The 24,263-nt window shown below is 46.3% G+C and carries 18 protein-coding genes and 2 pseudogenes; 17 read left to right on the top strand and 3 right to left on the bottom strand.

Features of this window, described 5'->3' with window-relative positions; genetic code table 11:
* Positions 1-334 precede the first annotated feature (334 nt).
* The 14 genes and pseudogenes from OHJ21_RS09635 (at position 335) to OHJ21_RS09570 (ending at position 16,548) form a co-directional block, all read left to right on the top strand.
* On the top strand, positions 335-2,605 hold the full coding sequence (locus OHJ21_RS09635) for a helix-turn-helix domain-containing protein (protein WP_486019941.1): 2,271 nt from the start codon (positions 335-337) through the stop codon (positions 2,603-2,605).
* A gap of 124 nt (positions 2,606-2,729) precedes the next feature.
* On the top strand, positions 2,730-3,821 hold the full coding sequence (locus tag OHJ21_RS09630) for an ABC transporter permease (RefSeq protein WP_486019940.1): 1,092 nt from the start codon (positions 2,730-2,732) through the stop codon (positions 3,819-3,821).
* Between the two features lie 14 nt (positions 3,822-3,835).
* Complete coding sequence (locus OHJ21_RS09625; protein WP_486019938.1) at positions 3,836-4,735, top strand: carbohydrate ABC transporter permease; 900 nt, start codon at positions 3,836-3,838, stop codon at positions 4,733-4,735.
* A gap of 53 nt (positions 4,736-4,788) precedes the next feature.
* A complete protein-coding gene (locus tag OHJ21_RS09620; RefSeq protein WP_486019937.1) occupies positions 4,789-6,441 on the top strand; it encodes an extracellular solute-binding protein in 1,653 nt (550 codons plus the stop codon).
* A 71-nt stretch (positions 6,442-6,512) separates the two neighbouring features.
* Positions 6,513-7,568, top strand: coding sequence for a glycoside hydrolase family 88/105 protein (locus OHJ21_RS09615; protein WP_486019936.1), 1,056 nt, complete (start codon positions 6,513-6,515; stop codon positions 7,566-7,568).
* Between the two features lie 59 nt (positions 7,569-7,627).
* The gene (locus OHJ21_RS09610) at positions 7,628-8,590 is read left to right on the top strand and encodes a glycoside hydrolase family 43 protein (RefSeq protein ID WP_486019935.1); all 963 of its coding nucleotides are present in this window, start codon (positions 7,628-7,630) and stop codon (positions 8,588-8,590) included.
* Positions 8,591-8,914: 324 nt separating this feature from the next.
* Positions 8,915-9,691, top strand: a complete 777-nt coding sequence (locus OHJ21_RS09605) for an SDR family oxidoreductase (RefSeq protein ID WP_486019934.1) — start codon at positions 8,915-8,917, stop codon at positions 9,689-9,691.
* A gap of 112 nt (positions 9,692-9,803) precedes the next feature.
* A complete protein-coding gene (locus OHJ21_RS09600) occupies positions 9,804-10,721 on the top strand; it encodes a prenyltransferase/squalene oxidase repeat-containing protein (RefSeq protein ID WP_486019933.1) in 918 nt (305 codons plus the stop codon).
* Between the two features lie 129 nt (positions 10,722-10,850).
* Positions 10,851-11,126, top strand: a pseudogene (locus tag OHJ21_RS09595) (alpha/beta hydrolase); the annotation flags it as partial.
* A gap of 127 nt (positions 11,127-11,253) precedes the next feature.
* Positions 11,254-11,808: a dihydrofolate reductase family protein gene (locus tag OHJ21_RS09590; protein ID WP_486019932.1), complete on the top strand. Its 555-nt coding sequence runs from the start codon at positions 11,254-11,256 to the stop codon at positions 11,806-11,808.
* 91 nt (positions 11,809-11,899) lie between these two features.
* Positions 11,900-13,090, top strand: coding sequence for an NAD(P)/FAD-dependent oxidoreductase (locus OHJ21_RS09585; protein ID WP_486019931.1), 1,191 nt, complete (start codon positions 11,900-11,902; stop codon positions 13,088-13,090).
* Between the two features lie 48 nt (positions 13,091-13,138).
* Positions 13,139-13,990 carry an RNA polymerase sigma factor SigJ gene (gene sigJ / locus OHJ21_RS09580; RefSeq protein WP_486021024.1) on the top strand — a complete coding sequence of 284 codons (852 nt, stop codon included), beginning with the start codon at positions 13,139-13,141 and terminating at the stop codon, positions 13,988-13,990.
* 165 nt (positions 13,991-14,155) lie between these two features.
* Positions 14,156-14,609: pseudogene (locus OHJ21_RS09575) on the top strand (MarR family winged helix-turn-helix transcriptional regulator).
* Between the two features lie 493 nt (positions 14,610-15,102).
* Positions 15,103-16,548 carry an MFS transporter gene (locus tag OHJ21_RS09570; protein ID WP_486019930.1) on the top strand — a complete coding sequence of 482 codons (1,446 nt, stop codon included), beginning with the start codon at positions 15,103-15,105 and terminating at the stop codon, positions 16,546-16,548.
* Between the two features lie 307 nt (positions 16,549-16,855).
* Here OHJ21_RS09570 and OHJ21_RS09565 read toward each other — a convergent pair whose 3' ends face one another.
* Together OHJ21_RS09565 and OHJ21_RS09560 are read right to left on the bottom strand one after the other, a co-directional pair.
* Positions 16,856-18,205: a glycoside hydrolase family 64 protein gene (locus OHJ21_RS09565; RefSeq protein WP_486019929.1), complete on the bottom strand. Its 1,350-nt coding sequence runs from the start codon at positions 18,203-18,205 to the stop codon at positions 16,856-16,858.
* A gap of 388 nt (positions 18,206-18,593) precedes the next feature.
* A complete protein-coding gene (locus OHJ21_RS09560; protein WP_394055497.1) occupies positions 18,594-19,340 on the bottom strand; it encodes an EcsC family protein in 747 nt (248 codons plus the stop codon).
* A 260-nt stretch (positions 19,341-19,600) separates the two neighbouring features.
* Here OHJ21_RS09560 and OHJ21_RS09555 point away from each other — a divergent pair, with 260 nt between their 5' ends.
* Entirely contained in the window at positions 19,601-20,674 is a 1,074-nt protein-coding gene (locus OHJ21_RS09555) for a phosphotransferase enzyme family protein (protein WP_486019928.1), read from the top strand.
* Between the two features lie 89 nt (positions 20,675-20,763).
* Here the strand turns inward: OHJ21_RS09555 and OHJ21_RS09550 are convergent, their stop codons facing one another.
* On the bottom strand, positions 20,764-21,276 hold the full coding sequence (locus OHJ21_RS09550; RefSeq protein ID WP_486019927.1) for a class I SAM-dependent methyltransferase: 513 nt from the start codon (positions 21,274-21,276) through the stop codon (positions 20,764-20,766).
* Between the two features lie 975 nt (positions 21,277-22,251).
* On the opposite strand from OHJ21_RS09550, the gene OHJ21_RS09545 reads away from it, so the two are divergent.
* A complete protein-coding gene (locus OHJ21_RS09545; protein ID WP_486019926.1) occupies positions 22,252-23,712 on the top strand; it encodes an Msr family ABC-F type ribosomal protection protein in 1,461 nt (486 codons plus the stop codon).
* Between the two features lie 195 nt (positions 23,713-23,907).
* A complete protein-coding gene (locus OHJ21_RS09540; protein WP_326096282.1) occupies positions 23,908-24,186 on the top strand; it encodes an ArsR/SmtB family transcription factor in 279 nt (92 codons plus the stop codon).
* Positions 24,187-24,263 lie beyond the last annotated feature (77 nt).

Raw genomic sequence — 24,263 nt, 5'->3', positions numbered from 1 at the left:
AACGCAAATAAGCTGACGCCACCTGATGGCTCAGCTTATTTCGTAATAAGCAATGTGCGCCGATTTTCGAATAACGGATGAACAAGAAAAAGGATGTTTTCAAACTCCCGGTGATCTGTTATAACGGCAGGAGAATTGATTATCGTTCCGAAAGGAAATAACTTAGGTTTTTTTTGATGATCAAACGAAGGGAGGCTAACGACAGTAGAACCATTCAATATTTCCCCAGTTTCAATATTTCTTATAATGCTTTTATAAAAAACTCATACATATGAAAGCGCTTTACTGATTTGTGTTGATTCTAGTACAACCAATTAAAGGATGGAGGGGTCCAATGAAGCGAATTCCGATGATGATGCAATTGGCATTGATCCTATTTTGCATCATGGCCATTCCGATGGCAATTTTAACCTGGTACAGCAGCTCTCAGATTCTACGGAATTCGGAGCATGCCTTCGCGGAAACTTCGCTTGCAGAACTAAATGCCAATCGCGAGCTAAACGAGAACGCTCTTAACAATTTGTCACAGAATACGGTACGCCTTGGCGGCACTGATATCTTTGATCGAATCCGCCCGTTTAAGTCCCTTGCCGGGCTCAAGAAGGATTATATGAATGTGAGCAAGGCGATGGCGGTGCTCAAGGAATTGTTAAATCTGAATCAGAGCGTCGATGGGGTCTATTCGTCTTTCTTTTACCTCGACGATGCGAATTACGTGATTTCAACGGATAAAGGCATTACGAGTTTGGACAAATATGAATCCATCGACTGGCTGAACGAGGCGCTTCTTGAGCAAAAAGGGATCCGCGGCGTGTGGTATCCGCGCAGGCTTGATTCGGGAGTGAACGTAATATCGTTTGCGCTGCCTCTAAACCGTCTTTCAACCGCTACTCGCGGAACGATTGTGGTCAATTTGAAGGAGCGTCAAATCGAGCAGTATTTGCGATCAACGAAATCGGGGAAGCAAGGCTATTTGCTCATGAAGCCAAGCGGTGCCATAATCTCCCATCATGACAAGAATTTGTTGCTCAAGAACGCCTATGAGGAGGCGTTTATTACCGAAATCGCCAGGCAAGAATTGTCTGAAGGCTACATGTTTCGGGAGCTCAGCGGTGAACGATTGCTGTACGCGTGGTCCCGTTCGAACGAATTCGGTTGGACGAACGTGAGTATATACTCGGTCGACGAACTGATGAACAAACCCCACTCTTTGCAGAGAGGTATCATCTTGCTTACGATTGTTATTATTTTTGCGGGATCCATACTGACCGTATTTATTGCAACATGGTTGTCCAAGCCGGCCAGAGAATTGGTCCGAACGATTCGCGGACGCGTCAATCCAGGGGTACAGGATAAAAATGAGCTTGTATTCCTCGAGGCGGCCTTCAGACGAATGCAAGAAGAGGAGGAAGGACTTTATAAGCTGCTCAGCATCCGCGAGCAGGATGCCCAGAGCCACGCCATTCATAGTTTGCTGCGGGGGGAAGTGACGCCTCAGGCCGAAGAAATCTTCCCGGCTTCGCACTTTCTTGTTGCCGTCGTTTCTATTGATGGCTATCGAAAGTATATCAGTCGGAACAATCCGGAAACTCGCAGCTACCATCGCTACCTGCTTCTCTCGACGTGTGATCATTTGTTTCCGGAAGAGGTTTATGCGCGCTGCGTCTATCATGGTGACGGTCACTTTGTAATTCTGATCAACTACAGACAGGGGGAAGATGACAACCATAGAATCGGCATTCATAACGCTCTGAATAGGATGAGGAACACTGCGGACGAATTGCTGGAGTACTCCGTAACGATCGGCGTAAGCAGTCCGGCAGATTCGATCCGTCTGGTCTCCGATCGACTGGGGGAGGCCTTGGAAGCGATCAAGCAGCGAATGATCGCCGGCAGCGGCGGCATCACATACTGGAGGGAGGAGGAAGCACGGGACAAGAAATATATCTATCCTGCTAACAGTGAAAGGCGAATTCTCAACTTCCTCGGACATGGCGATCTGGACAATATTATCGAAGAATTGAGAATCATTCGTGACGAAATCCGTTCTGCCGAATACGTGTCCTACGATAATATCTTGTTCATCTATCATCAATTGGTTGGCGTGACCATTAAACACCTTAGAGAGAATAATGTCAGCACAGCGCGGATATTCACGAGGCGGGGGAACATTTACGCTGCCTTGGCTTCTTTTGATACGCTTGATGAGCTTGAAGAATATGTTATTGGATTTTACAGCGAGATTGTTCATTACCTTACGCGCTCGCCGGGCGCATCCAACAGATACGCCGAGCGAATTATTCATTATTTGAATGAGCACTACCGTGAAGAAATCGTATTTGAAGAGATGGCTAAAGAAATCGGAATCAGTTACTCCTACATGCGAAAAATTGTCTATGAACAAACGGGGAAAAGTATATCAGACTATCTCAACTTGCTGAGAATCGAGAAGGCAAAAGAGCTGCTTCTGAACAGTAACCTGTCAATCGCGCAGATTGCATCCGAGGTAGGCTGCATGAATGTACGAAGCTTCAATCGTCTGTTCCGAAAATTTGAAGGGATGCCGCCGAGCAGCTATAAGATGCAGAGGTCCAGAACATCGTGAAGGCTCAACCAATCCAATTTCACAGGTATAGCGAAGCGATATATATCGCAACATTTGATTCGATTAGTCAATACTGATTCTTGCACTCACTTGAATATCGAATCGGCTAAATATGGAATCAATCATGACGGAAATGTATCAATATTCGGCGTTTACCTGCGGACCATCGGGGCGATATGATAAGTCCAACCTCGAGGTCACCGAACTAGGGAACCGAGTCGGGGAGATCGTGAATGGAGGAGGTGAGATTTTGAAAGGTCTAGTCACTGCATCCAAAAATGAAACCGCTTCAATCTCCTTAACAGATAAGAAACTGGGGGTTCTCTATTATCTTCGTCGGGATTGGCAGCTCTACTTCCTGCTCCTCATTCCTCTATCGTTTGTGTTGGTGTTTAAGTACGCGCCGATGAGCGGTCTCGTGCTTGCATTTAAGGATTTTAAGATTGCCAAGGGATTCTGGGGCAGCGAATGGGTCGGATTTGAAGTGTTTCAAGACATATTCGCAAAATCCGAATTCAGTCGCGCAATTCGCAACACGCTTCTGCTGAATGTATCGGACCTCTTATTTAGCTTTACAATGCCGATTGTGCTCTCATTATTACTTAATGAGGTCAAGAATGTTCTATTCAAGCGCGTAAATCAGACCCTGCTCTATTTGCCGCACTTTCTGTCCTGGGTCATTATCGGCGCAATCGCCTATCAACTATTGGGTGAAGGAACCGGTATGATCAATAATCTGATCGCGCATCTGGGTGGGACGCGCATCCCGTTCCTTCAAGAAGACGTCAATTGGCTGATCAGTTATGTCTTCATTGGCGTATGGCAGAGCATGGGGTGGGGGACGATCATCTATCTGGCCGCAATAAGCGGCATTAACCCAGAGTTGTATGAAGCGGCGGTCGTGGATGGTGCAGGCCGGTGGCGGAAAATGTGGAACATTACCCTGCCCTCGATCCGAGTAACGATCGTGACATTGCTGATTTTGAACTTGGGCCACGTGATGGCAGGTTCCTTTGAGCGTGTCTTTGCCTTAGCGAATAAAGCCACTACGGAGTTCACTACAACCATTCCCGTTTTGGTATATCGCTGGGGCATTGAAGGCGGGAACTTCAGCCGAGCAACCGCTCTCGGGTTGTTCCAGGCTGTCGTGGGGCTCGTCCTTATATTAATTGCTGATCGGGTTGCCAAGAAACTGGGCGAAGACGGTGTCATTTAGAAAGGAGGGAAGCGATGAAAACAACCGTTAGCAGCTATGCCGTTCGCCGTACCAGGAAACTGGACATATGGGATATCCTGATCCGTCTCTTTCTTGTTGCTGCCTCACTTGCTTGTTTGCTTCCATTCGTTCATGTCGTTGCAAAATCTTTAAGCGAAGACGCTTACGTCATTGCTAACAAGGTGTTTCTCTGGCCAGCGGGTTTCACTCTGGAGGCCTACGGCAAAGTTTTCGCTGATCAGAGTATCCTGAGGTCTCTTTATGTAAGCGTTGTTATTACGGTGCTGTTCACCATGATCGGCATGATCGTCACCATTTGTGCGGCATACCCGCTATCGCGAAAGCAGCTTAAGGGCCGTTCTTTTTTTACCTTCGTTTTTATGTTTACGATGTTTTTTGGCGGCGGCATGATTCCCGAATATATGCTGATCAACAGCCTGGGGATGCTCGATACGATATGGTCCCTCATCTTGCCGCTGTCCTTTAGCGCGTTCAACCTGCTGATATTGAGAACTTCGATCTCCAGCAATATTCCGGTCAGCCTGGAAGAGTCAGCTCGGATGGATGGGGCGGGGCATTTCCGGATCCTGTTCAGCATCGTACTGCCGCTCTCAAAGCCGATTCTGGCGACACTTTCCCTTTTTTACGCGGTCGGACGCTGGAACGCTTATCAGGATGCCCTATTCTACATTAAGCATAATGTCGATCTGAGGCCCTTGCAGTTGAAACTGTATTACTTGGTTGTTCAGGCAAGCGAGAGCTTTCAACTTGAGATGACGCAAGTCTCGCTGAGCAATCCGGAAGTACTGAAAGCAGCATGTGTTGTATTTGCGACATTGCCGATCATTTGCGTCTATCCGTTCATTCAGAAGTATTTTGTCCAGGGAGTCATGCTTGGGGCTATCAAGGAATAGTGCTCGAGATGCTTTTGCAGCGATAGGATGAGATTTAAAAAGGGGGATATACGATGAGCAAACGGAAAATCATGTCTATGTTCATGGCTTTACTATTCATTGCCGGTCTTATGGCCGGCTGTACGGGGAATAGCACCAATAGCTCGAAGGAGCCTTCTCCATCGGATGAGGGTACCACCCCAAACCAAAACGCCGCAGGCGGCTATCCCGATTATTCGCAAGGTTTCCCGGAACGAGTTACCATGGAAATTCCCGTGTATGAGCGTGCATTCGAAGGCTGGAACGTAACCGATAACTATTACACGCGCTGGATTCAGAAGGAATTCGGCGACAAATATAATATCGAAGTGAAGTTCACCCCGATCGCCCGCACAAACGAAGTTACGAATTATCAGCAGCTGCTCGCAGCTGGCAAGGCGCCGGATATCATTTTCCACTATGACATGCCACAGGCGCTTGCTTACTACGGAGAAGGTGTTATGCAGGAGTTGGACTGGAAAGAGATTGAACACTATGCGCCAACCTATTGGAGCAATATGAGCGAGACGATTCAGCAATATGGCGTCGTTGATGGAAAAAATACATTTGTCTTCGGTAAGCGTCCGGACTTAAACAACTATGGCAACTTTGTTAATATCATTCGTAAAGACTGGGTGGAGAAAGTGGGGATGAAGGTCGAGGACTTGACCTCGCTCGAGAAGTACAATGAAATGCTCATGAAATGGAAGGAAGCAGGAATCGGCGTTGCCGGGGCCGGTCTGACACGAAATGTGTTCAACTACAGCTATGGCTTCCGGGATTGGCCGACCGACCCGAAGGTCCACGCACTTTATGCAGATCTATCTGTTGCGGACTTTACGACCTCGGCTACCGAAGGATGGTTGCGTAACTTAAGTTATCAATATCATAACGGACTTATTGACAAAGAGTTCTATCTTCGCGACGATGATAACAAGCTCAAGGCCGAGTTTGTTGCGGGCAATACAGGCACGTACGGACTTTACATTACCAACAACACCGACGTGTTTGCAGCTACACTGAAGAACAATCCGGGAGCTGAATTTGCCGTCATTCCTCCAGGGACTGGCGTGCCGGAGGGCAATGTGCCGCAAGGCCGCGCCGACTGGACGTTTGGCTTGATCATGGGCATCAACCATGCATCAACGGCGGAGGAGCGCGCAGCCGTATGGATGTACCTCGAGTGGATGAGCCAACCGGAGAACCTGATGTTCCTGCAGAACGGAGTAGAAGGGGAAAACTATACGCTTGATTCCGATGGCCTGCCGGTAAAAGACCCGGATTTCAAGGGCGAATCCGTACTATCCCAGAACAATAACAAGGACTATTGGGCGCTTATTACGGAAGCGCCTACATTTGAAACGCCTGAACTCACGCTTAAAGCCAACAAAAACAACTGGACGCCTGCCGGTTACGAGCAAATTGTCGAAGACATGATAAAATATCGGCAAGAAATAAAGCCGTATCAGATCCAGGACCCGCTGTTCACCGTAGTTCTTGAGAAAGTAAACGAGTATAAGGCAGATTTAAACAACCTCTTCCAGGAGCTGTATCTGGACATTGTCCTTGCGCCGGAAGACCAGTTTGATGCGAAGTACGAAGCGGCCAAGCAGAAATTCCTCGATGCCGGCTATCAAGAAATCTTGGACGAGAAGCAAGAAGCGATTGATGCCGGCCAATTCCGGTAATCGCGATAATCCTAACTAAAACTTAGGGGCTCCTGCCGTAAGCGGGGGCTCTACATAAAATGGAGGGTATGATGAAGCTGAAAATGGATATCACTTCGGAAGATTTAAAGCAAGCCGCGAAGCGCGTTGCCACCTATACGTTCGGGATGGATTTGACATGGGACTGGCCGGGCGGTGTCGCATTTTATGGCGTCAGCCGTATGTTCGACGTGACTGGCGAGCATTTCTACCTGGAACGGATGATCGATTGGGTCGAGGAATACATGGAAGCGGGCCTGCCAGAAGGATGGACCGTGAATAGCTGCGCGATGGGGCACATGCTGCTTACCCTTTATGAACAGACGAAGGAACAAAAATACCTGGATATCATTTTAAGTAAAATCGATTATCTGGAACATCATGCTTTGCGGTTCGGAGACCGGGTGCTTCAGCATACGGTGTCGGCTAACAATGATTTTCCCGAGCAGTGCTGGGCGGATACCCTGTTCATGGCGGCATACTTTGAGCTTCGGGTCGGCGTGCTGCTAGGGAAGAAGACGCTCATTGACGACGCCTTGCATCAATTCGAGCGGCATATTCATTACCTGCAAGACGAGAATTCCGGTCTATGGTATCACGGCTACAACCACGTTAATGAGGATCATATGTCCGGTATCCATTGGGCGAGGGCCAACGCGTGGGCGGCCTATACGATGTCGCGTGCAGCAAGGGGGCTGCCGGAAGGCTATCTTTATCCTCCAATGATGCACATATGGAGCTCTTTACGCGATCAGCTCGCGGCGATCAAAAGGCTGCAGAAAGAGGACGGCTTGTGGGGCACGGTGCTCGATTACCCGGAAGCCTACGGCGAAGTATCGGCGACAGCGGGTATTGCGGCAGCGATGGTGATGCAGGGCAATCCGCTTCATGCGAAGCATGTCCGGAAAGCATTAGACGGCGTCCTTGCCAATATTGCTGACAACGGGCGGGTCTTGAACGTGTCCGGGGGAACGGCTGTCATGAACGACATTGAAGGATATCTCGGTATTGACCGAAAGTGGGCACAAGGATGGGGACAAGGATTGACACTTGCGTTCCTGGCTGCGGTCATCCAAGTTGTCGAATCGCAAGAAAAATCGCAAGCATAACATCGGTAGCGATCCAATCGTTTAAACGTCGAAGAAGTCGGGAGGCAGATGGACACTCAATGCAAAATTCAAAAAATACCGAATCTTTGTACGGATATCTGATCGTTCATTTTACCGGTGAGCAGGAGGACGGCGAGCAAATTTATTTCGCTCTGAGCCAAGACGGACTCCATTGGAAGGATCTGAACCGGAACCAACCTGTCTTGCGATCTGTTGTTGGGGAACAGGGAGTTCGTGATCCCTTTATACTTCGGAGCGTGGACGACAGTTGTTTCTATTTGCTTGCAACCGACCTTAGTATTTATCATCGCGGCGGTTGGCAGAATTCCCAGGCCACGATAACCGGCAGCCGCTCGCTGATCATCTGGGAATCACCGGATTTGGTGCACTGGTCTGAACCGCGCATGGTAGAGCTGGCTCCCGAGGAGGCGGGCTGCGCTTGGGCACCGGAAGCGATTTATGATGAGGAAGAAGGCGATTATCTGATATTCTGGGCTTCCAGCCGGGACGCTCGCGCCGGTGATGGCCGCGGGATGCATATTTATTGCTGCAAAACGCAGGATTTCCGTACGTTTACGCCGGCCGAGCTTTATATAACCCGCGGTGAACAACGTACGATTATCGACACAACGATGATTAAAGCCGGCGACAAGTATTTCCGTGCTTCCTGCGACGGGCAGATTACCATCGAGACAAGTGACCGACTAATGGGAGATTGGAAAGTGATTTCGACGCTAGAGTCACTCGGGCTTACGCTGACGGGAAAGGATGTCGAAGGTCCGGAGTTTTTTAAATTCAATGGCGAGGAAAAATGGGGGCTACTCGTTGACCAATATTCAACTAGCGGAGGATATTTGCCAATCATAACGACGGACATCGGCGAGCCGACAGGAGCATGCTGGAGGAAGCCTGAACCGGAAGAATATGATTTCGGCATCCTAAAAAAACGTCACGGTTCCATTCTGCCGATTACCAAATCCGAATATGAAGCTATCCAGTCCAAATGGGGATCCCAGCAGTAAGCGAGGTCTATAAGTTCTTTCCCGAATCATAATTTACTACAATTTGGAATTATGATACCCTATGTGAAAGGAGATGTACGAAAGGAGCATGGACCGAAATGGGAGATATCCTTTAATGGTTAAGGAGTTGAATGGATTTGTTGATCCCTTTTTGATTGAAGGGGTCATTTGGCCATTTTCAGTTAAACCATTATAGGATCGCTGGGTTCATGTGCTATAAACACACCGAGCGAATGCCTTTTTTAGGGTGTTCGTTTTTTTGAATGGTGAGCATACATCTCCGTTAGCACGTTGTTCAGCGTTTTTCGCGAGGAGATGCTTTTAATGAAACGATTAATGAATAAGATCGCGATTGTTACTGGAGCTAGCCGAGAAAAGGGTATCGGTACTGCAATATGCCGAGCATTAGCCAGAGAAGGCGCAGACATTTTTTTCACGCATTGGTCAAAGTATGATCGTGGTATGAACTATTTTATGGATCATGACGCAGACTGGTCGCAACATCTTATGGAGGAGATCCGCAGCTATGGAGTAAGGTGCGAATCCATGGAATTGGATCTTTCACAATCAGAAGCACCGAGTATGCTGCTTGATGAGGTTCATGAGAAACTAGGTTCCCCATCCATTCTTGTGAATAATGCAACGCATTCCGTTGACGTAGATTTTCGTTCCATCAATGCAGATAACCTCGATGCTCATTATCGTGTGAACATTAGAGGAACGTTTCTTTTGACGGTTGAGTTTGCTCGTCATATAGAAGGAAAACATGGTGGTCGAATTATTAACATGGTATCAGGTCAAGACAAGTCGCCTCAGCCTGGGAATTTGGCATACGTAGCAACAAAGGGGGCTGTTTCTACTTTTACGAAATCCGTTGCAATTGAACTAGCGCCGCTTCACATTACGGTTAATGCCGTAGATCCTGGACCAACGGATAGTGGATGGATGAACAGTGAATTGAAAGAATACTTGTTACCAAAATTCCCGATGGGGCGAATCGGTGAACCTAAGGATGCTGCAAAGCTAATCGTTTTTTTAGCAAGTGAAGAATCCGAATGGGTTACGGGACAAATTATTCATTCAGATGGAGGGTTCTGGTGATATAACCATTGTGATTGCCAGAGCTCACAAAGGAAAGCTGCCGATCCATGGTTGACTCGGCAGCTTTGCCGCGTTATAAGAAAGCGCGGCGAACAAAAAAGGAGATAGCAAGATGGTAACCAATCAAACGATTCGTTTGGCAATCGAAGAATCTATACGATTTCTTGAATCCACTTCGCAATGGGAAACCGCCCACGGTGAGCACACCCGTCGAAAATGGGATGGAGCCTGGTGGCATATGTCTGTGCTTTATGAAATGGGAGAAGTGAGGCAGATTCCTGAGTCTGTGATCGCCAAAGCCAAACATTTACTCGAAACTCAGGTGTGGCAGACCTTCGTCATTTCCGTCGATGACCAGCCAATCTCGGAAACCGATAAGATGAAGATGGATTGCTGCCATTGCGAACTTGCCGTATTTTATAAGATTCTCATGGCGCATGGCTGTGATCTGGACAGAGAACTGCCATGGATTCGCGAATGGCTTCTAAAGCATCAGCTGCCTGACGGCGGACTGAACTGCGAGCCTGATGCTAATACATACTCCAGAAAGAGCTCTATCGTTTCTACGCTTCCTCCGCTTGAGGCGATCTTATGGCATACCGACCAGGAATATACCGAACAGGAAGCCGCATTCTTGGATGAGGGCGCCCGTTATTTAATGGAGCATCGTCTTGTATGTTCCAAGCAAACGGGGAACGTCATCGATAAGGAGTGGCTGAAGCCTTGCTTCCCGAGATTTTTCGAATACGATATATTGCGCGGCATGTCCTATTTAGCAGCATGGTCCCTGCGGAGGAACAAAGCGCTGCCGGTCGGTCTGCTTGTTGAAGGTTTGGAACGATTAAACTCCTCGATGACAGCAGAAGGCTTGCGAGTCGGCAGACAAGTCTTTGATCCGCAAGGTCCGTGGGGCGGGCAAACCTTCCCATTGTTAGAAGCAGTGAGCGGGCTTGGCGAAGTTTCGCCTTATCTAACCCGGCAATTGGACCGAGTTCTCGAACGATTGGGTCCGCAGCATGCCGACGTATAAAAACAGCCACATAGTAAAAGGCATAGGTGAGGTGCAACGAACCTGTCTATTCGTTGGGTATAGCTGGATAGTCCCTACCCCGGGAGACAATAACTTTATACATCCAAGAAGTCGCCAATCGGTGGCTGTGGCGATGCGTTTACCCCGCGATATTATGTCATGAAATACGGCGGAGCTTCAAGGCTTATCGATAACCCCGATGGGAGTAACAAAACTTGAAATCCCGTGTTATTTTATTATGGGGAATATGACTACATGATTTCAACGAATGCAGCAAAAACGTATTTCCACAGCATGGATGCTGATTTAAAGGAATTTATCGCTTATGAGCAATCCGCACATTACCCTCAATTCGAAGAGAAGGAAAAATTTTATCAATGGATGACCGAAACATTTATAAATTGAACCGCCTCTCATGGAAGTTTAATCATAAGGGGAATATCGTAAGAAAACCGGCTTGTTGTTAATATGACATAAGATGACATATTGATGGTCTATAATGAGTGGTAAATCCCGAAAGGAGTAACAAACCATGAGACGAAAAATCATTTTAGATTTAGCAGTTACATTAGATGGCTTTATTGAAGGGAAAAATGGGGAAGTAGATTGGTGCATTATGGACTCTGAGATGGGGTTTATAGATTTCTTAAATCAAATTGATACCATTTTATATGGAAGAAAAAGTTATGACTTATGGGGGCAATTCACTCCAGAAATAGATCATACGGATACTGAAAAAGAATTATGGCGAATCGTTCATAGTAAAGAAAAATATGTGTTTTCCAGGACACAGAAAGCGACCGATCATAAAGCAATATACATCAATGATCATATTATTGAAGAAGTAAATGCGTTAAAGAATAAGCCTGGCAAAGACATCTGGCTATATGGTGGAGCAAGTCTTATTACAACTTTTATTCATTTAGAGCTTGTTGATGAATTCAGATTATCTGTTCACCCTGTTGTTCTGGGAGAAGGAAAACCGTTGTTTATGGATATTAACAAAAGGTTGAATTTAAAACTGGTTAATACAAGAACGTTCTCCTCTGGCGTTGTGCAGCTAATCTATCATTCGAACGGGAAATAAGTTACCCGCGTTTCTTATTCGTACGATTACGATGTCACAAATCAGCGCCTTATATTGTTTTATGTGCAAAATGTAAAGGAGCTGAGGAATGATGAACGACTTGACATGCATCATTATTGGAGGCGGCCATGCAGGGCTATCAGCGCTCAAAGCAATAAAAGAAACGACCCGGGGCCTGGCGAACGGACGGCGGATTCGGTTTGTTTTATTGGATAAGCAGCCCGGACATGTGCGTAAAATGCTGTTGTTCCGGCCGGCCGTAGGCGAGGAAGAGATTATGATTCCCTGGATGCATTATAGTTTTTCACAAGGAGTCGAATTCGTGCAAGGTACGGTTACGTCTGTCGATAGCGGGAGGAAGCAGATTCAATATAAGGATGCAGAAGGAAATGAGGCCTGGACTCGTTATGATCTTTTAGTTGTGGCGGTCGGTAGTGTCGCTCGGCGCCCTGATCCTGATCGGGGTGGCATTTCTTTAACCGATCTGCAAACCGCAGCAGTCATCCGGGAGCGCTGGCGCGCCAATCTACGGCAAGCTGTTGGCGAGACAAATCCTAAAGAACGTAAGCGACTGATGACCGTCGCAGTTGCGGGGGCGGGCATCAGTGGCGTTGAGACATCCGCTGAGCTGGTAATTGAGATGCAGAAGGAAGCATCTTCACTAGGACTTAATTTATCCGATGTTTCCGTCTATTTGCTGAATGCAAAAGAGCGGCTGTTCCCGGAAGCGCCAGAGAAAGTTGGATACAAGCTGGAACGGACGCTCAACAAATGCGGAGTGACAGTGCTTCACAATCGTAAGGCGATCAGAGAGGAAGCGGGAATGGTGACGGTCAGCAATGGTGATCGTATGCCGGTTGGTCTGTGCATATGGACGATTGGTCTGATTCCGAATCCGCAGCTTCGCAGTATGGGCTTGCCACTAACTCCGGACGGTCAAGTGCTGGTGGATGGATCTTATCGCGTTCAAGGGGCACCGGGTGTATACAGCATCGGCGACTGTACGAGAATCGTCGATCCGAGAAACGGCAAAGCAGATCAAATGACGTGCAAAGAAGGCGGGCTACAGGGGGATCGACTGGGGAAAATTGTCTTGGCCGATTTGGAGGGACGCCCCGCCCCGATTCACAAGAAGGTTCCCTTGGATTTCTTCTGCATTGGACTTGGGGAAAACCGCGGATTGGTGTGGGGACGCAAACAAGGGTTTAATATGATCATAACGGGAAAGCTCGCGTGGAAATTCAGGAATATTGCATGGAAAGCAGGCAGTAAACTTCTATAGAAACAAGGAAGAGATCTAGCTTGCAGCTAAGAGAAGGTGAGACGCCGAATGGAAGAACTGTACGATCAATATAAAGCGCTGTTATTCACGCTGGCCTATCAGTTAACTGGATCTGCGGCAGACGCGGAAGATGCGGTGCAGGACGTGTTTGTTAAGGCGTACGACGTACATCCCGAACGTCTTGCAGAGCCAAAGGCGTATTTATGCAAAATGGTAACCAACCATTGCCTCAATCAACTAAAATCGGCGCGGACGAAGCGGGAAATATACGTTGGTCCGTGGCTCCCCGAACCGATTCGGACGCCTGAGGCGGATACGATCGAGACAACCGTCGTCCGTTTCGATCTGCTGTCTTACGCCATGCTCGTATTGCTCGAGCGGCTGACCCCGACAGAGCGGGCGATTTTCGTCCTGCGTGAAGCGCTCGGCTTCGATTATTCCGAAATTGCCGACCTGATCGGCAAGCGAGAGGCAAATTGCCGCAAGCTGATGAGCCGGGCAAAAAACAAGATGGGGATTTCCGAGAATGAGTCCGTAAGGGCCGATGGGGACGAAAAGGAATGGATCAGTCGCTTCCTCATGTCCCTTGAGCAAGGTAATATCGATCATTTGTTGTCTCTGCTCACCGAAGACGTCACATTCATCGCCGACGGAGGCGGCAAAGCCCAAGCATACAAGCGCCCAATTCAAACGCGCGATCACGTGGCCTCAGTATTGCTCGACGGGTTCCAAACTATTCAGGGCAAGTTTCAATTTGAGCCTGCACCACTTAACGGTGAAATTGGCTTCGTAATCCGTTCGGGGGACGAAATTTTGGCCGCGATATGCATACAGCTCCGACACGGAAAGCTTGCCAGAATGTATGCTGTACGAAACCCGGATAAGCTTGCTCGTGTTTAGGGAGTCGATTGTAAATTCAATCTAATGACCATTTCGATGAATCAGAACATTTCACTGAAATGGTCATTTGTTCATGTATGGAGTCTAAAAATGACGTACTCTTCTCAAACCGAGGTCAATGCGCACATAAGTCAAGTGAATCAATGATATCGGGGGAGTCAATGCATGGAGGGAATTCTGCGTGAGATCGGAATGATCGCAAGGGCATTAGATTCGATAAGCAATATCGAATTTAAAGAATATGATCTGACAAAAGGACAGTACTTGTACCTTGTTCGAGTATGTGAAAAGCCAGGAATCATTCAAGAAAAGTTAGCTGAGATGATAAAAGTAGATCGAACAACTGCAGCCCGAGCTATAAAAAAGCTTGAACTTCATGGCTTTATTGAAAAGAAAGAAGATCAGTTTAATAAAAAAATCAAAAAACTCTTTCCAACAGAGAAAGGGAAACAGGTTTATCCTTTAATAAAAAGTAGAACATGATTATTCCAATAGGGTTGCATTAGAGGGTTTTTCCGAAAGCGAAGCGGAAACTATGTTGAATCTCTTGCAGAGGGTCAGAAAAAACGTTGAAAAAGATTGGGAGTTTGTAAAAAAGGGGAACAAGAGGTTGTATTGAATTACACAAGGGAGGAGAAGCCAATTGACTTTAGAAATAAGAAAGTGCACATGGGGGATGAAGAGCAGAAGGACTTTATCATGACCAAAACATGTATGCAGCAATGAAATGGCGTTCCGGATGCCTCACCCGGTTCGTGGGAATACATATATCACTCGGCAGTATCTTGAAGCGAAAGGATTTCCTGTGCTCGAGTTGAGAATTCTTAATTCCATTCCACGTCGCTATTGCTCTCTTCAATTTGGTAGCGTAGAACTTCAAGTTCTTCGCTTTTTTTATTATCACTGTATTTTTTAAATTGTATGAAAAAAAACTTATTTTTAAAGAAAAAAAATTATTGACATTATAGGGTAGGGGGGTATACTATAAATACGAAACTCACCGGTAAATAATGGATTGAAATTAACTTAGTCTCTAAGGCGGCCGTCGAGAGCGTTAATTTATCGAATCAAAAGAACCTGGTGATATGTAGCTAAAGGAGGTTGAATATATAATGTCAAAACAAGGGCAGGTTCTTTTACAAGCAGATCCAAAACGATGGTTCGCACTAGCATTGTTGTGTCTTGCGAATTTTATGGTGATTATGGATACATCGATTATCGGAGTTGCATTGCCAGCAATCAAAGAAGCGCTTGGATATACTCAGGAAAGTTTACAGTGGGTCTTTAATGCTTATGTGATTTTCTTTGGTGGTCTATTACTACTCGGTGGCCGATTATCAGACCTCTTTGGACAACGGCGCATGTTCATGTGGGGCTTTATGATCCTTACAGTAGCATCCTTACTCGCTGGTTTTGCATGGAACGAAGAGTCACTAAACATCGGTCGTGCACTGCAAGGATTCGGTTCCGCATTAATAGCACCTTCAGCTCTAACCATCGTGATGATGTTATTCAGCGGTAATCCTAAAGAATTGGGTAAAGCATTGGGGTTCTGGGGTGCTTCGGCAGCTGCTGGAGGATCGGCAGGGGTATTTCTGGGTGGTGTTATAACGGAGTGGTTAAGTTGGCAATGGACCTTCTTAATTAATGTACCTGTCGGGGTAGTCGCCTTACTTTTATCTCCTGGTCTTTTAGCAAAAGGTATACGTAGAAAAGGAAGCATTGATGTCGCAGGCTCCATCTCAGTAACAGCATCATTGGTTCTAATCGTTTACGGTATCGTAACGGCAGAACATAATGGATGGGGAGCAGCAATCACCCTGTGGACACTTATCGCTGGGGTAATACTGTTTATCCTTTTCCTCATTATTCAGCTAATCAAAAAGGAACCGCTTGTACCTCTTCGAATCTTTAAGGTGCCTAATCTGGCCGCTGGTAATATCGCGCTCATCATGTTATCTGGCGGTTGGATACCGTTATGGTACTTCCTAAACCTGTATATGCAGCAAGTACTCAAGTTTTCAGCTTTCGCTGGAGGGGTCGGACTGCTTCCGATGACGATTTTGATTGCCATCTTCATGATTGTTATTACGGGCAAATTGATCGGTAGATTCGGTATAAAAGCTAACATCGTGATTGGATTGACTGCCCTCGGATGTTCAATGCTTATGTTCTCGACCAATACGCCTGTGGATGGCAGCTTCCTTATTCATGTACTTCCAGCTTCACTATTAGGTGCTCTCGGAATGTCTTTAGCCTATATTCCTTCTATGATGGCCGCTATGTCGGGAGCTAAGCCTGATGAAGCGGGGCTGGCTTCCGGACTTGCTAATACAAGCTATCAGATAGGATCAGCCATAAGTCTTGCTATCATGGTAGCGATCGCTGCATCAACGACTGCTTCCATATCAGATTCTAATCCTGTAGCAGCACTTAATCATGGTTTTCAGCAAGCTTTCCTTTGGTCTGGAATCGTTGCTTTTGCAGGTGCGATATTAGCCTTGATGTTTATCCGTTCGCCTAAACAGACAGACTCAAACGTACCGAAAGCGATGTAATCGTTGTTCAACAAAACGGAAGAGATGGGTATCCAGAGAAATGGCTGCTGTTTTTCAACTTATGCGTAAACAGCGGGACTGTCGCAAACCACTCAATAGTTCAAAAACAAAAACGATGACTTTATGGCATCGTTTTTGTTTTTGAAGTTTGAATTTATTCAACCGTCGGCAAACAAAAACTAATGTACCTGCCGATTAAATGTGCTTAATGTTGAATAGCTTTGGTCCGCTCGATAGGCAGCTTCATTGATACCAAGGCATTTTTTTGTATATCGGCGGGTTCCATGCTTTAGCAATCGTGGATGATTTACCAGCCTACACGAATGATCAGGCCTTTCGGATCGCCCACTTCAAGGTAAGCAGCCTGACCGTTGACATCGTCATATGGAAACCCGTAGGCCAAGCGGTTCATGCTGTGGTCGTGCCAGAATTTAGCGTAATAGTTAGCAGGTGCGGCTTGATAGTAATTCGACACGTTATTCCAGTCGTTAGTCGTATATACGTGACGATTGATGGCTGCACAAGTTGTCGCATCCGTTAAAGCGCCGTCGCAACGGAAAATATCCTGTGTACTGTATGGAGCGTATCCGCTGAAATAGTTCGCATTAGCACCACCCTGGGCGAAAGAACCGTGAATCGGCGCGACGATGCGATAAGGCGCTTGAATCGTGGCCAGTGATTTGAAAGCACCAGGAACTTCCGCCTGGAATTTGGTGAAGATTCCGTTTCGGGTTTCGGATTCGAGCTCACCCACGGTCTGATCGAAGGAACCGGATATGTTGATCAGTCGATGCTGGAGGGGAAAACCGAATCCGTCAACCCGGGTCGTATTGCCGTGATAGCCCGCCGCGTCAATCGTGAATTCGACGAAATCGAAATAGATGTCGCGGTTGGGATCGGTCGGATTGTTCAGATCGGGGCCGGCGAACCCATCGTTATAAGTCTTCATGTACATTGGAGTGCCAACGCTAAGGAACATTCGGCCCGACGTGATCCGGGGTAAGGTGATCCAGGAAGCATCGCTGGCCTTGTGATAAATGTTGGCGTAGCTGATACCGTTCTTGGTTAGATGTCCCGGCGCATCATTCAAGGCGCTGGAGATGGGGATCAGATTGCCATTGAGGTCCAGATAGCTCCACTGATTGTTGACGGGATTGATACCGAGAACGCCCCAGTATATTTGCTGGTCGGTATAAGCGCCATGGGTACCGTTCAGGATCTTCACCGAGACGGCGCCGTTTGGCGGCATGGGAATTGAGGATGGATGAATGTCATAAATGGAGCCGGAAGAAGAGGGAGGTGGCGTGGAATCGGCGGTGTACGTAAAGACACCGGTGTCGTAGGCTGGGGTTCCATTATTGTAAGTGAAAGAATACGTAATCACGTGGCCTGCTGCAATGCCTGAGATGGCCTGTTCGTATCGGGATTTGCCAGCGTTGTAAGCCATTCTGAAATTTTGCTGTACGCCGTCGTTCCCTTTATAATGGACATCGACCCAACTCGTGTTAACGGTGGATTTGAACCATACAGTGGCTACGCTTCCGGATAATTCGACGCCCTGCGTATAGTCCGCAGCCTCTGCCTTCGTACCGAAGAGGGTGCAGCAGGTCAACAGCAACGACAGGATCAGCAGATAAGGTATTCCCTTTCGCATCATCAAAGTTCCTCCTTTAGAATGGGGATAAAAGCAACTTCGTAATTGGGTTTGAAACAGCATTCCTCCTTTGTGTTGACGGCTGTATTTGGCTGTCTGACATTAGAATCCATGTGATTACAAAAACGATTATAATCCGTTTTACCAAAATATAGGAGTATTGGAATTTCGGGAAGGGGTTCGCAATTTCGGATGAGGGGGCCATCTCTTGTAATTATCCAATAGAGCACAGTGATGTGTTTTACACATAGGTTGTTTAATAGGAAGGGCGCGGTCATCGCGAAATAATGTCAATTGAAGGCAAACCTAAAGGCAGCCAATCCTACGGATTAGCTGCCTTTGTTTTCTCCAAACACCCCTGCCTCCTGGACGTATATGGCGAGAGAGAGGATTAATCCATAACCACGACATCATCGTGCAATCTGCGCAGGCGGTAAGCGTTCATGGCGAATTCGTTGAGCTCATCTAGAATCGTGTAATTGGCCCATGCGCCTGCGATAGCGCCGATCCCGGGAACCATCTGCAGCATTTTCCGGAAGTCAATGGCGTCGCGATACTCGATCTGAAATGTCTCCCAGTCCATATTTCGGGAGTATTCGGCGTCGGAGAGCCATTGTTCCTTTTCCATATGCCAATGCTTGATGGAATAGAGCAACCTGGCACGGTTTTCCGGTCCCGAAAACGTCATTTGAAAAACCTTGAGAATGAATACCCGCTCGGAGAAGTGTTTGGTGTCATAACCGTAAACATGCGCCAGCTCGAACAAAAATTTCATCTTGATCGCAATTAAAGCTGGAAAGTCTACCATGCTGAGCATTATGCCGCCAGCTCCCGTTCCAGCGCCTTCGGCAACCGCGATTTTTTGGTATAGGGCAAACAACTCTTTCGCTTCTCGATCGGCAGACTCCAGTTCCAGAGTATGCTGCACCGAACGGCTGGGCGTATATTCCGCACCGAACAGCGCCGTGCGCACGATCGATCGTATGGTGGTCGTAATCATGCTGTGCACCTTCGGGGGAATCAAATGATTAATTCGATTGCCGATGGTTTTCGATGTTTTTTCCAGCCATCCCGGCGGTTTGAACATTTTTTGTTCCCAGTTGGCAATTTCCCTCTGCACTTTATGTGCGTAATTCATGATCAATCGCTCCTCCAAAAGTCTTTGCTATATTGTAACGAATTTCTTCGTGAATCGGAACAGACTACGGCAGGTAGTGGACCTCGACTAAAGTCCAGTATCGAACATACAGCCCTTAGAAAAGGTGATTTGAATATACTGTTGATCAACCAAGAGCGAGTAATTGGGAGAAATTCGCTATAATCATTTTTTGATTTGTAGTCATATGTAAAAAAGGGTTATTCTGTAAGTGTGTATTGAATTGTTAAAGGAGAGATGCTATGAATTATAACGAGGTTGTTAACATCGGTGATACATATTTACTTCCATTAATATCAGAGTTGTACGGGTTGGAGGGCTATGATATCCGGCTGATTCCGCCACATGAAGGAGGAAGGAATGTCGTATATACCTGTGAGAAAGAAGGGAGCCATTCAAAAATACTCCGAATCGCTTTTTTACCTGACAGGAGCCGGAATGATTTTCTGGGTGAGGTGAAATATGTTCGGTATCTATTTGATCATGGAGGCAGTGTCTCCAATGTAATCAGCTCCCGAAAGGGGAATCTGCTGGAGGAGATCACTCACAATAATCATACCTTTTTTATCTGCTTATTTGAAAAAGCTAAGGGGAATATGCTTGTAGAAAATCATTACCGGTACCGGGAAGGTGCTCCCATTACCGAATATTATTATAATTGCGGTAAAGTCCTGGGGAAACTGCACCAAATCTCGAAAGGGTATACTCCTGTCCATCGCCGGTTTCATTTCTTTGACAGATTCAATGCCGAATATATCGATAAACTAATACCCGACTCTTTATCTATGCTCAAGGAGAAGCTGACAGAGCTCCTTACTACCTTGGAAGGCTTGGACAGAAACCAGGAAACTTTCGGTATGATTCATTTTGATTATAACGATGGGAATTATTCGATAGATTATGATACCGGGCAAATAACCGTATATGATTTCGATAATTCATGTTTCGGTTGGTATATGTTTGACTTGGCCAGTATCTGGGGAAACGGGGTGGGCTGGATACAATTCGAACCAGACGCTGGTAAACGCAGAAAGTTTATGGATGATTATTTTGAAACCGTCCTCGCGGGTTACAGATCCGAGACCAAGATCGAAGAATCGATGTTGGATATGCTGCCCTTATTTATCAAAGTAACCCTCATGGAAAATATTGTCGATACATTCGAGGTGATGCAGAACCATGGTGAGGAACCGAAGTGTGACGAGGAGTTATCGTATCTCATAAAATGTTTGGAAGACGATATCCCGTATAAAGGATTTTTCCATGAGATTTACTCGAGTGAAGAACCCTTTGAGTATGAGGAACGAACGATTTAGTCTTTTAGCAAGCCTTTGATAATATACGGTGTCCGATATTTAGTCAGACTAAGTCAGAAACCTCTGTAAATAGGGATGGAGAGCTAAGTTCACATGAGGTTACTAATTTGCTGCTTGGTTGGCTCCGCCGTGAAATAAATTTCGTTATATAACATGCACTTTGTAAACTTCTTTATGACCTCACATTCGTATTGCCCTTTTTGAAATAAATTTAGGTAACTAATCTCGCCGCGGATGTATTTCCCATCATCGTACCAGTTCATAAATCGATTGTTAAATGTTCTGTTCATACAAAAATACGGCTCCATGACGATAACCTTCCCACCCGGTTTCAAAACTCGCTCAAACTCGATCAAATATGAACGAATCTGATCATCTGATATATGATGAAGAACAGCTACGACAAAGATATAGTCAATGGTGTTATTCTCTATAGGGATCTGGTATTCATCAAATATTTCAAATTTATGGTTAGGGTACAGCCTTTTGGCGAGACGAACCCGATCCATATTGGGTTCAATGCCAAGATACCGATCTGCATGACAAAGAGAGCAATTGGCTCCAGTACCCGACCCAAAATCAAGAATGAACTTATTCTCCAATTGGAAATGGTTTTGGATATGGTCATGGATGTATTTTTTTGTAATCCATTGGGGACGGACAAACCAGTGATACAGGCGCGGGGATAGAGGCATAGTGTAAACAAGTCACCACCTTATTTTATGTAACTCAAAAGTTAATTTAACTCATTGAGGCATTCGATATACTTAGAAAACATAACCGGTTTCCTTCGTTTTAAGAAAAGCAAACCGTTTGATAAACAAAGCAGCCGGAGTTTTGAATCCGACTGCTTTATTCTTTTTACTGTTCAAGAAAATTATTGAATAGACCTCAACATTCGACCCCAAGCATTTCTATTCGACCTGCGTCTATATGCCATCCCAATGAGTGTGGCACCGACACCTACAGCTAATAAAGACATGACGGTTTTCTGATTATTGATTTTGAAAGGGATCATCCGCTGCATACTATTTCACTCCTTTTTCTGGGATATTTGTTCGGGCTCCGAACTATCGTATTATGGGTAGGTTTTTAACTCTTCATTCAGAAAAAGTATGGTTAGTGGGTATTAATTGGGATATCATTTGACAGTTGCAGCGGTCGATGTTAACATACGACTATTATTGAAGAGGAGGATTGCGATCAATGGTTCACTCCATGCGTTTATGGTAAGCAAGCGATAAAAAAGCGGATTTCCACTGAGGTGGGCTTTTTTTGAGCTGCTTATTTTACGTATGAGGACATTGATTGCGACCCGGACGGCATTTTTGCTGTGTCTTGTTTCGCTCTGTTCTGGCACGTAATTCATGCAGATCCAAGCCCACTTGTGGACTTGGATCTGCATTTTTTATTGCTATCGTGCTTGGCACGTAACGATCAAAGTCATTTATTTGAAAAGGAGGCATGACGATGCAAAGGATACACTGGTACTTCTTTATATAATCCTCCCTTTGCGAATCGCGGGTCAACCTGCGAACGGAACAACGGAAACTGCGATTTTCGAAGGAGGATAATACATGTTATTAATAAAAGCTAAGGATATTTATGTGGAATATTTGGGGCGCGACGTGCTCGATATCGACCAGTTGGAGTTGTATGAGTACGACCGAATCGGTCTGGTTGGCGCCAATGGAGCTGGGAAGAGTACGTTGCTCAAAGCTCTGCTGGGCAAAATCCCTCTGCAGCACGGCAAGATTTCAAGGGAAGGGACATTTGCCTATCTCCCCCAGTTGGAAGAGGTCGTTGTTCAAGATGTGCAGGACTACGCCATAATTGGCAAATTAGGGATCGACCGAGTGCAAGCCGACACAATGAGCGGTGGGGAAGAGACGCGACTAAAAATTGCACAGGCACTTTCGGGAGAAGTTCATGGCATTTTTGCCGATGAACCGACAAGTCATCTGGATCGCGAAGGCATCGATTTCCTCGTGAACCGGCTTAAACATTATTCCGGAGCTTTGCTCATCATTAGTCATGATCGTTATTTCCTAGACCAGGTCGTCGATAAGATCTGGGAGCTGAAAGACGGTAAAATTACCGAATACTGGGGTGGTTATACTGACTATTTGGTTCACAAGGAAGAGGAACGACAAGCCCAGTTTACCCAATATAAACAATATGTGGAGGAAAGAGAGCGACTCGAACAGGTCGTCAATGAGAAGAAGAGTCAGGCACGGAAGCTTGAGCAAAAGGCAAATGGAACAGACAGAAAAAACAGATCGCAAAGCGGAGGACGCCTCGGCCATCAGAAGTCCCAAGGCAGCAAGCAAAAAAAGCTCCATAACGCAGCCAAAAATACGGAACGGCGAATCCAAGCGCTTGGCGAAGTTACCCCGCCCGAGCCCGAACGAAGCATTCAATTCCGACAGAGCAAAGCGCTGGAGTTGCACAATCCCTTTCCGATTGTGGGCAACGAGATCAGCAAACGGTTCGGAGATAAGGTGATTTTCGACAACGTGTCCTTCCAGTTCCCGCTTGGTGGCAAGATTGCGATAACTGGCGCTAACGGCGTCGGAAAAACCACGTTGGTTAACATGATTCGCGATCGGGAGAGCGGGATTACGTTGTCGCCAAAAGCGGAAATTGGCTGCTTTGTCCAAAATGATTACAAGTTCGATCGGAATCAGAACGTAATGGCATTCATACAGGAAAACTGTGAATACCCTGTTTCGGACATTCGAGCTGTACTCGCGTCCATGGGGTTCACGCATCAGGATGTTCGCAAAGAGCTTTCGGTATTAAGCGGCGGCGAAATCATCAAACTCCTCCTAGCCAAATTGTTGCTTGGGCGCTACAACATCCTGCTTATGGACGAACCGAGCAACTTTCTGGATATTCCAGCCGTGAAAGCGCTCGAGACCATGATGCAAAAATACGCAGGCACGATCGTGTTTATATCTCACGATGTCCGCTTGATCGAGGGCGTCGCCGACCAGGTGTATGAGGTGAAGGATGGCCAACTTATTCGATTGAAGTAAGGAGTAAATGAGCTGTATTTTCAATTTGAACGTCTTCTATGGTCCAATTTTCAGTGATCTGATGTTTGCCCGTTCATTGGTGTCTGGCTTGATCGATGGAATCGTAGGTTCACAATGATGTGTGCTGACAGTATCATTGCGGTTTCCCGTTTGGTAAGTTTGACAAGCAACCGCGGGGTTGCTTATAATCAATATATGAATTGGGACAATGATGCTATATTCAAAGCACTTAGCGATTCGACTCGGAGGCTTATATTAGACGAACTATCCGAACGCAATGAGCAGACGTTGTATGAACTTACGGTGCGCCTCATTACGAAGCACAATCTTTCCATTACTCGACAAGCGATAGCTAAACATATTTCGGCATTGGAAGATGCAGGGCTCGTAAAATCAGAAAAAAAAGGAAAATATCGAGTGATTATTTTCAACAACGAACCACTTAAAAATCTACTGAAAGGATGGGTAGAGTAATTTTAATTGCTTCGGAAGAATGTAAGGTTTTTCTGATTGGAGCCAGATTGTTAGCAGCACACCAACATCACAAATAT

The organism is Virgibacillus sp. LDC1 (genome assembly GCF_025792345.1).
Lineage (GTDB): Bacteria > Bacillota > Bacilli > Paenibacillales > Paenibacillaceae > Paenibacillus_AQ > Paenibacillus_AQ lautus.
The sequence above is the reverse complement of the archived record's forward strand: the minus strand, read 5'-3'. Positions and strand labels throughout refer to the sequence as shown.

Bases quoted from the DNA above. Each gene is read 5' to 3' on its own strand.
- OHJ21_RS09630 (WP_486019940.1), top strand. From the start codon at position 2,730: ATGACGGAAATGTATCAATATTCGGCGTTTACCTGCGGACCATCGGGG.
- OHJ21_RS09635 (WP_486019941.1), top strand. From the start codon at position 335: ATGAAGCGAATTCCGATGATGATGCAATTGGCATTGATCCTATTTTGC.
- sigJ (WP_486021024.1), top strand. From the start codon at position 13,139: ATGGAAGAACTGTACGATCAATATAAAGCGCTGTTATTCACGCTGGCC.
- OHJ21_RS09590 (WP_486019932.1), top strand. From the start codon at position 11,254: ATGAGACGAAAAATCATTTTAGATTTAGCAGTTACATTAGATGGCTTT.
- OHJ21_RS09565 (WP_486019929.1), bottom strand. From the start codon at position 18,205: ATGATGCGAAAGGGAATACCTTATCTGCTGATCCTGTCGTTGCTGTTG.
- OHJ21_RS09615 (WP_486019936.1), top strand. From the start codon at position 6,513: ATGAAGCTGAAAATGGATATCACTTCGGAAGATTTAAAGCAAGCCGCG.
- OHJ21_RS09600 (WP_486019933.1), top strand. From the start codon at position 9,804: ATGGTAACCAATCAAACGATTCGTTTGGCAATCGAAGAATCTATACGA.
- OHJ21_RS09540 (WP_326096282.1), top strand. From the start codon at position 23,908: ATGAATTGGGACAATGATGCTATATTCAAAGCACTTAGCGATTCGACT.
- OHJ21_RS09560 (WP_394055497.1), bottom strand. From the start codon at position 19,340: ATGAATTACGCACATAAAGTGCAGAGGGAAATTGCCAACTGGGAACAA.
- OHJ21_RS09570 (WP_486019930.1), top strand. From the start codon at position 15,103: ATGTCAAAACAAGGGCAGGTTCTTTTACAAGCAGATCCAAAACGATGG.
- OHJ21_RS09625 (WP_486019938.1), top strand. From the start codon at position 3,836: ATGAAAACAACCGTTAGCAGCTATGCCGTTCGCCGTACCAGGAAACTG.
- OHJ21_RS09605 (WP_486019934.1), top strand. From the start codon at position 8,915: ATGAAACGATTAATGAATAAGATCGCGATTGTTACTGGAGCTAGCCGA.
- OHJ21_RS09620 (WP_486019937.1), top strand. From the start codon at position 4,789: ATGAGCAAACGGAAAATCATGTCTATGTTCATGGCTTTACTATTCATT.
- OHJ21_RS09545 (WP_486019926.1), top strand. From the start codon at position 22,252: ATGTTATTAATAAAAGCTAAGGATATTTATGTGGAATATTTGGGGCGC.
- OHJ21_RS09585 (WP_486019931.1), top strand. From the start codon at position 11,900: ATGAACGACTTGACATGCATCATTATTGGAGGCGGCCATGCAGGGCTA.
- OHJ21_RS09555 (WP_486019928.1), top strand. From the start codon at position 19,601: ATGAATTATAACGAGGTTGTTAACATCGGTGATACATATTTACTTCCA.
- OHJ21_RS09610 (WP_486019935.1), top strand. From the start codon at position 7,628: ATGCAAAATTCAAAAAATACCGAATCTTTGTACGGATATCTGATCGTT.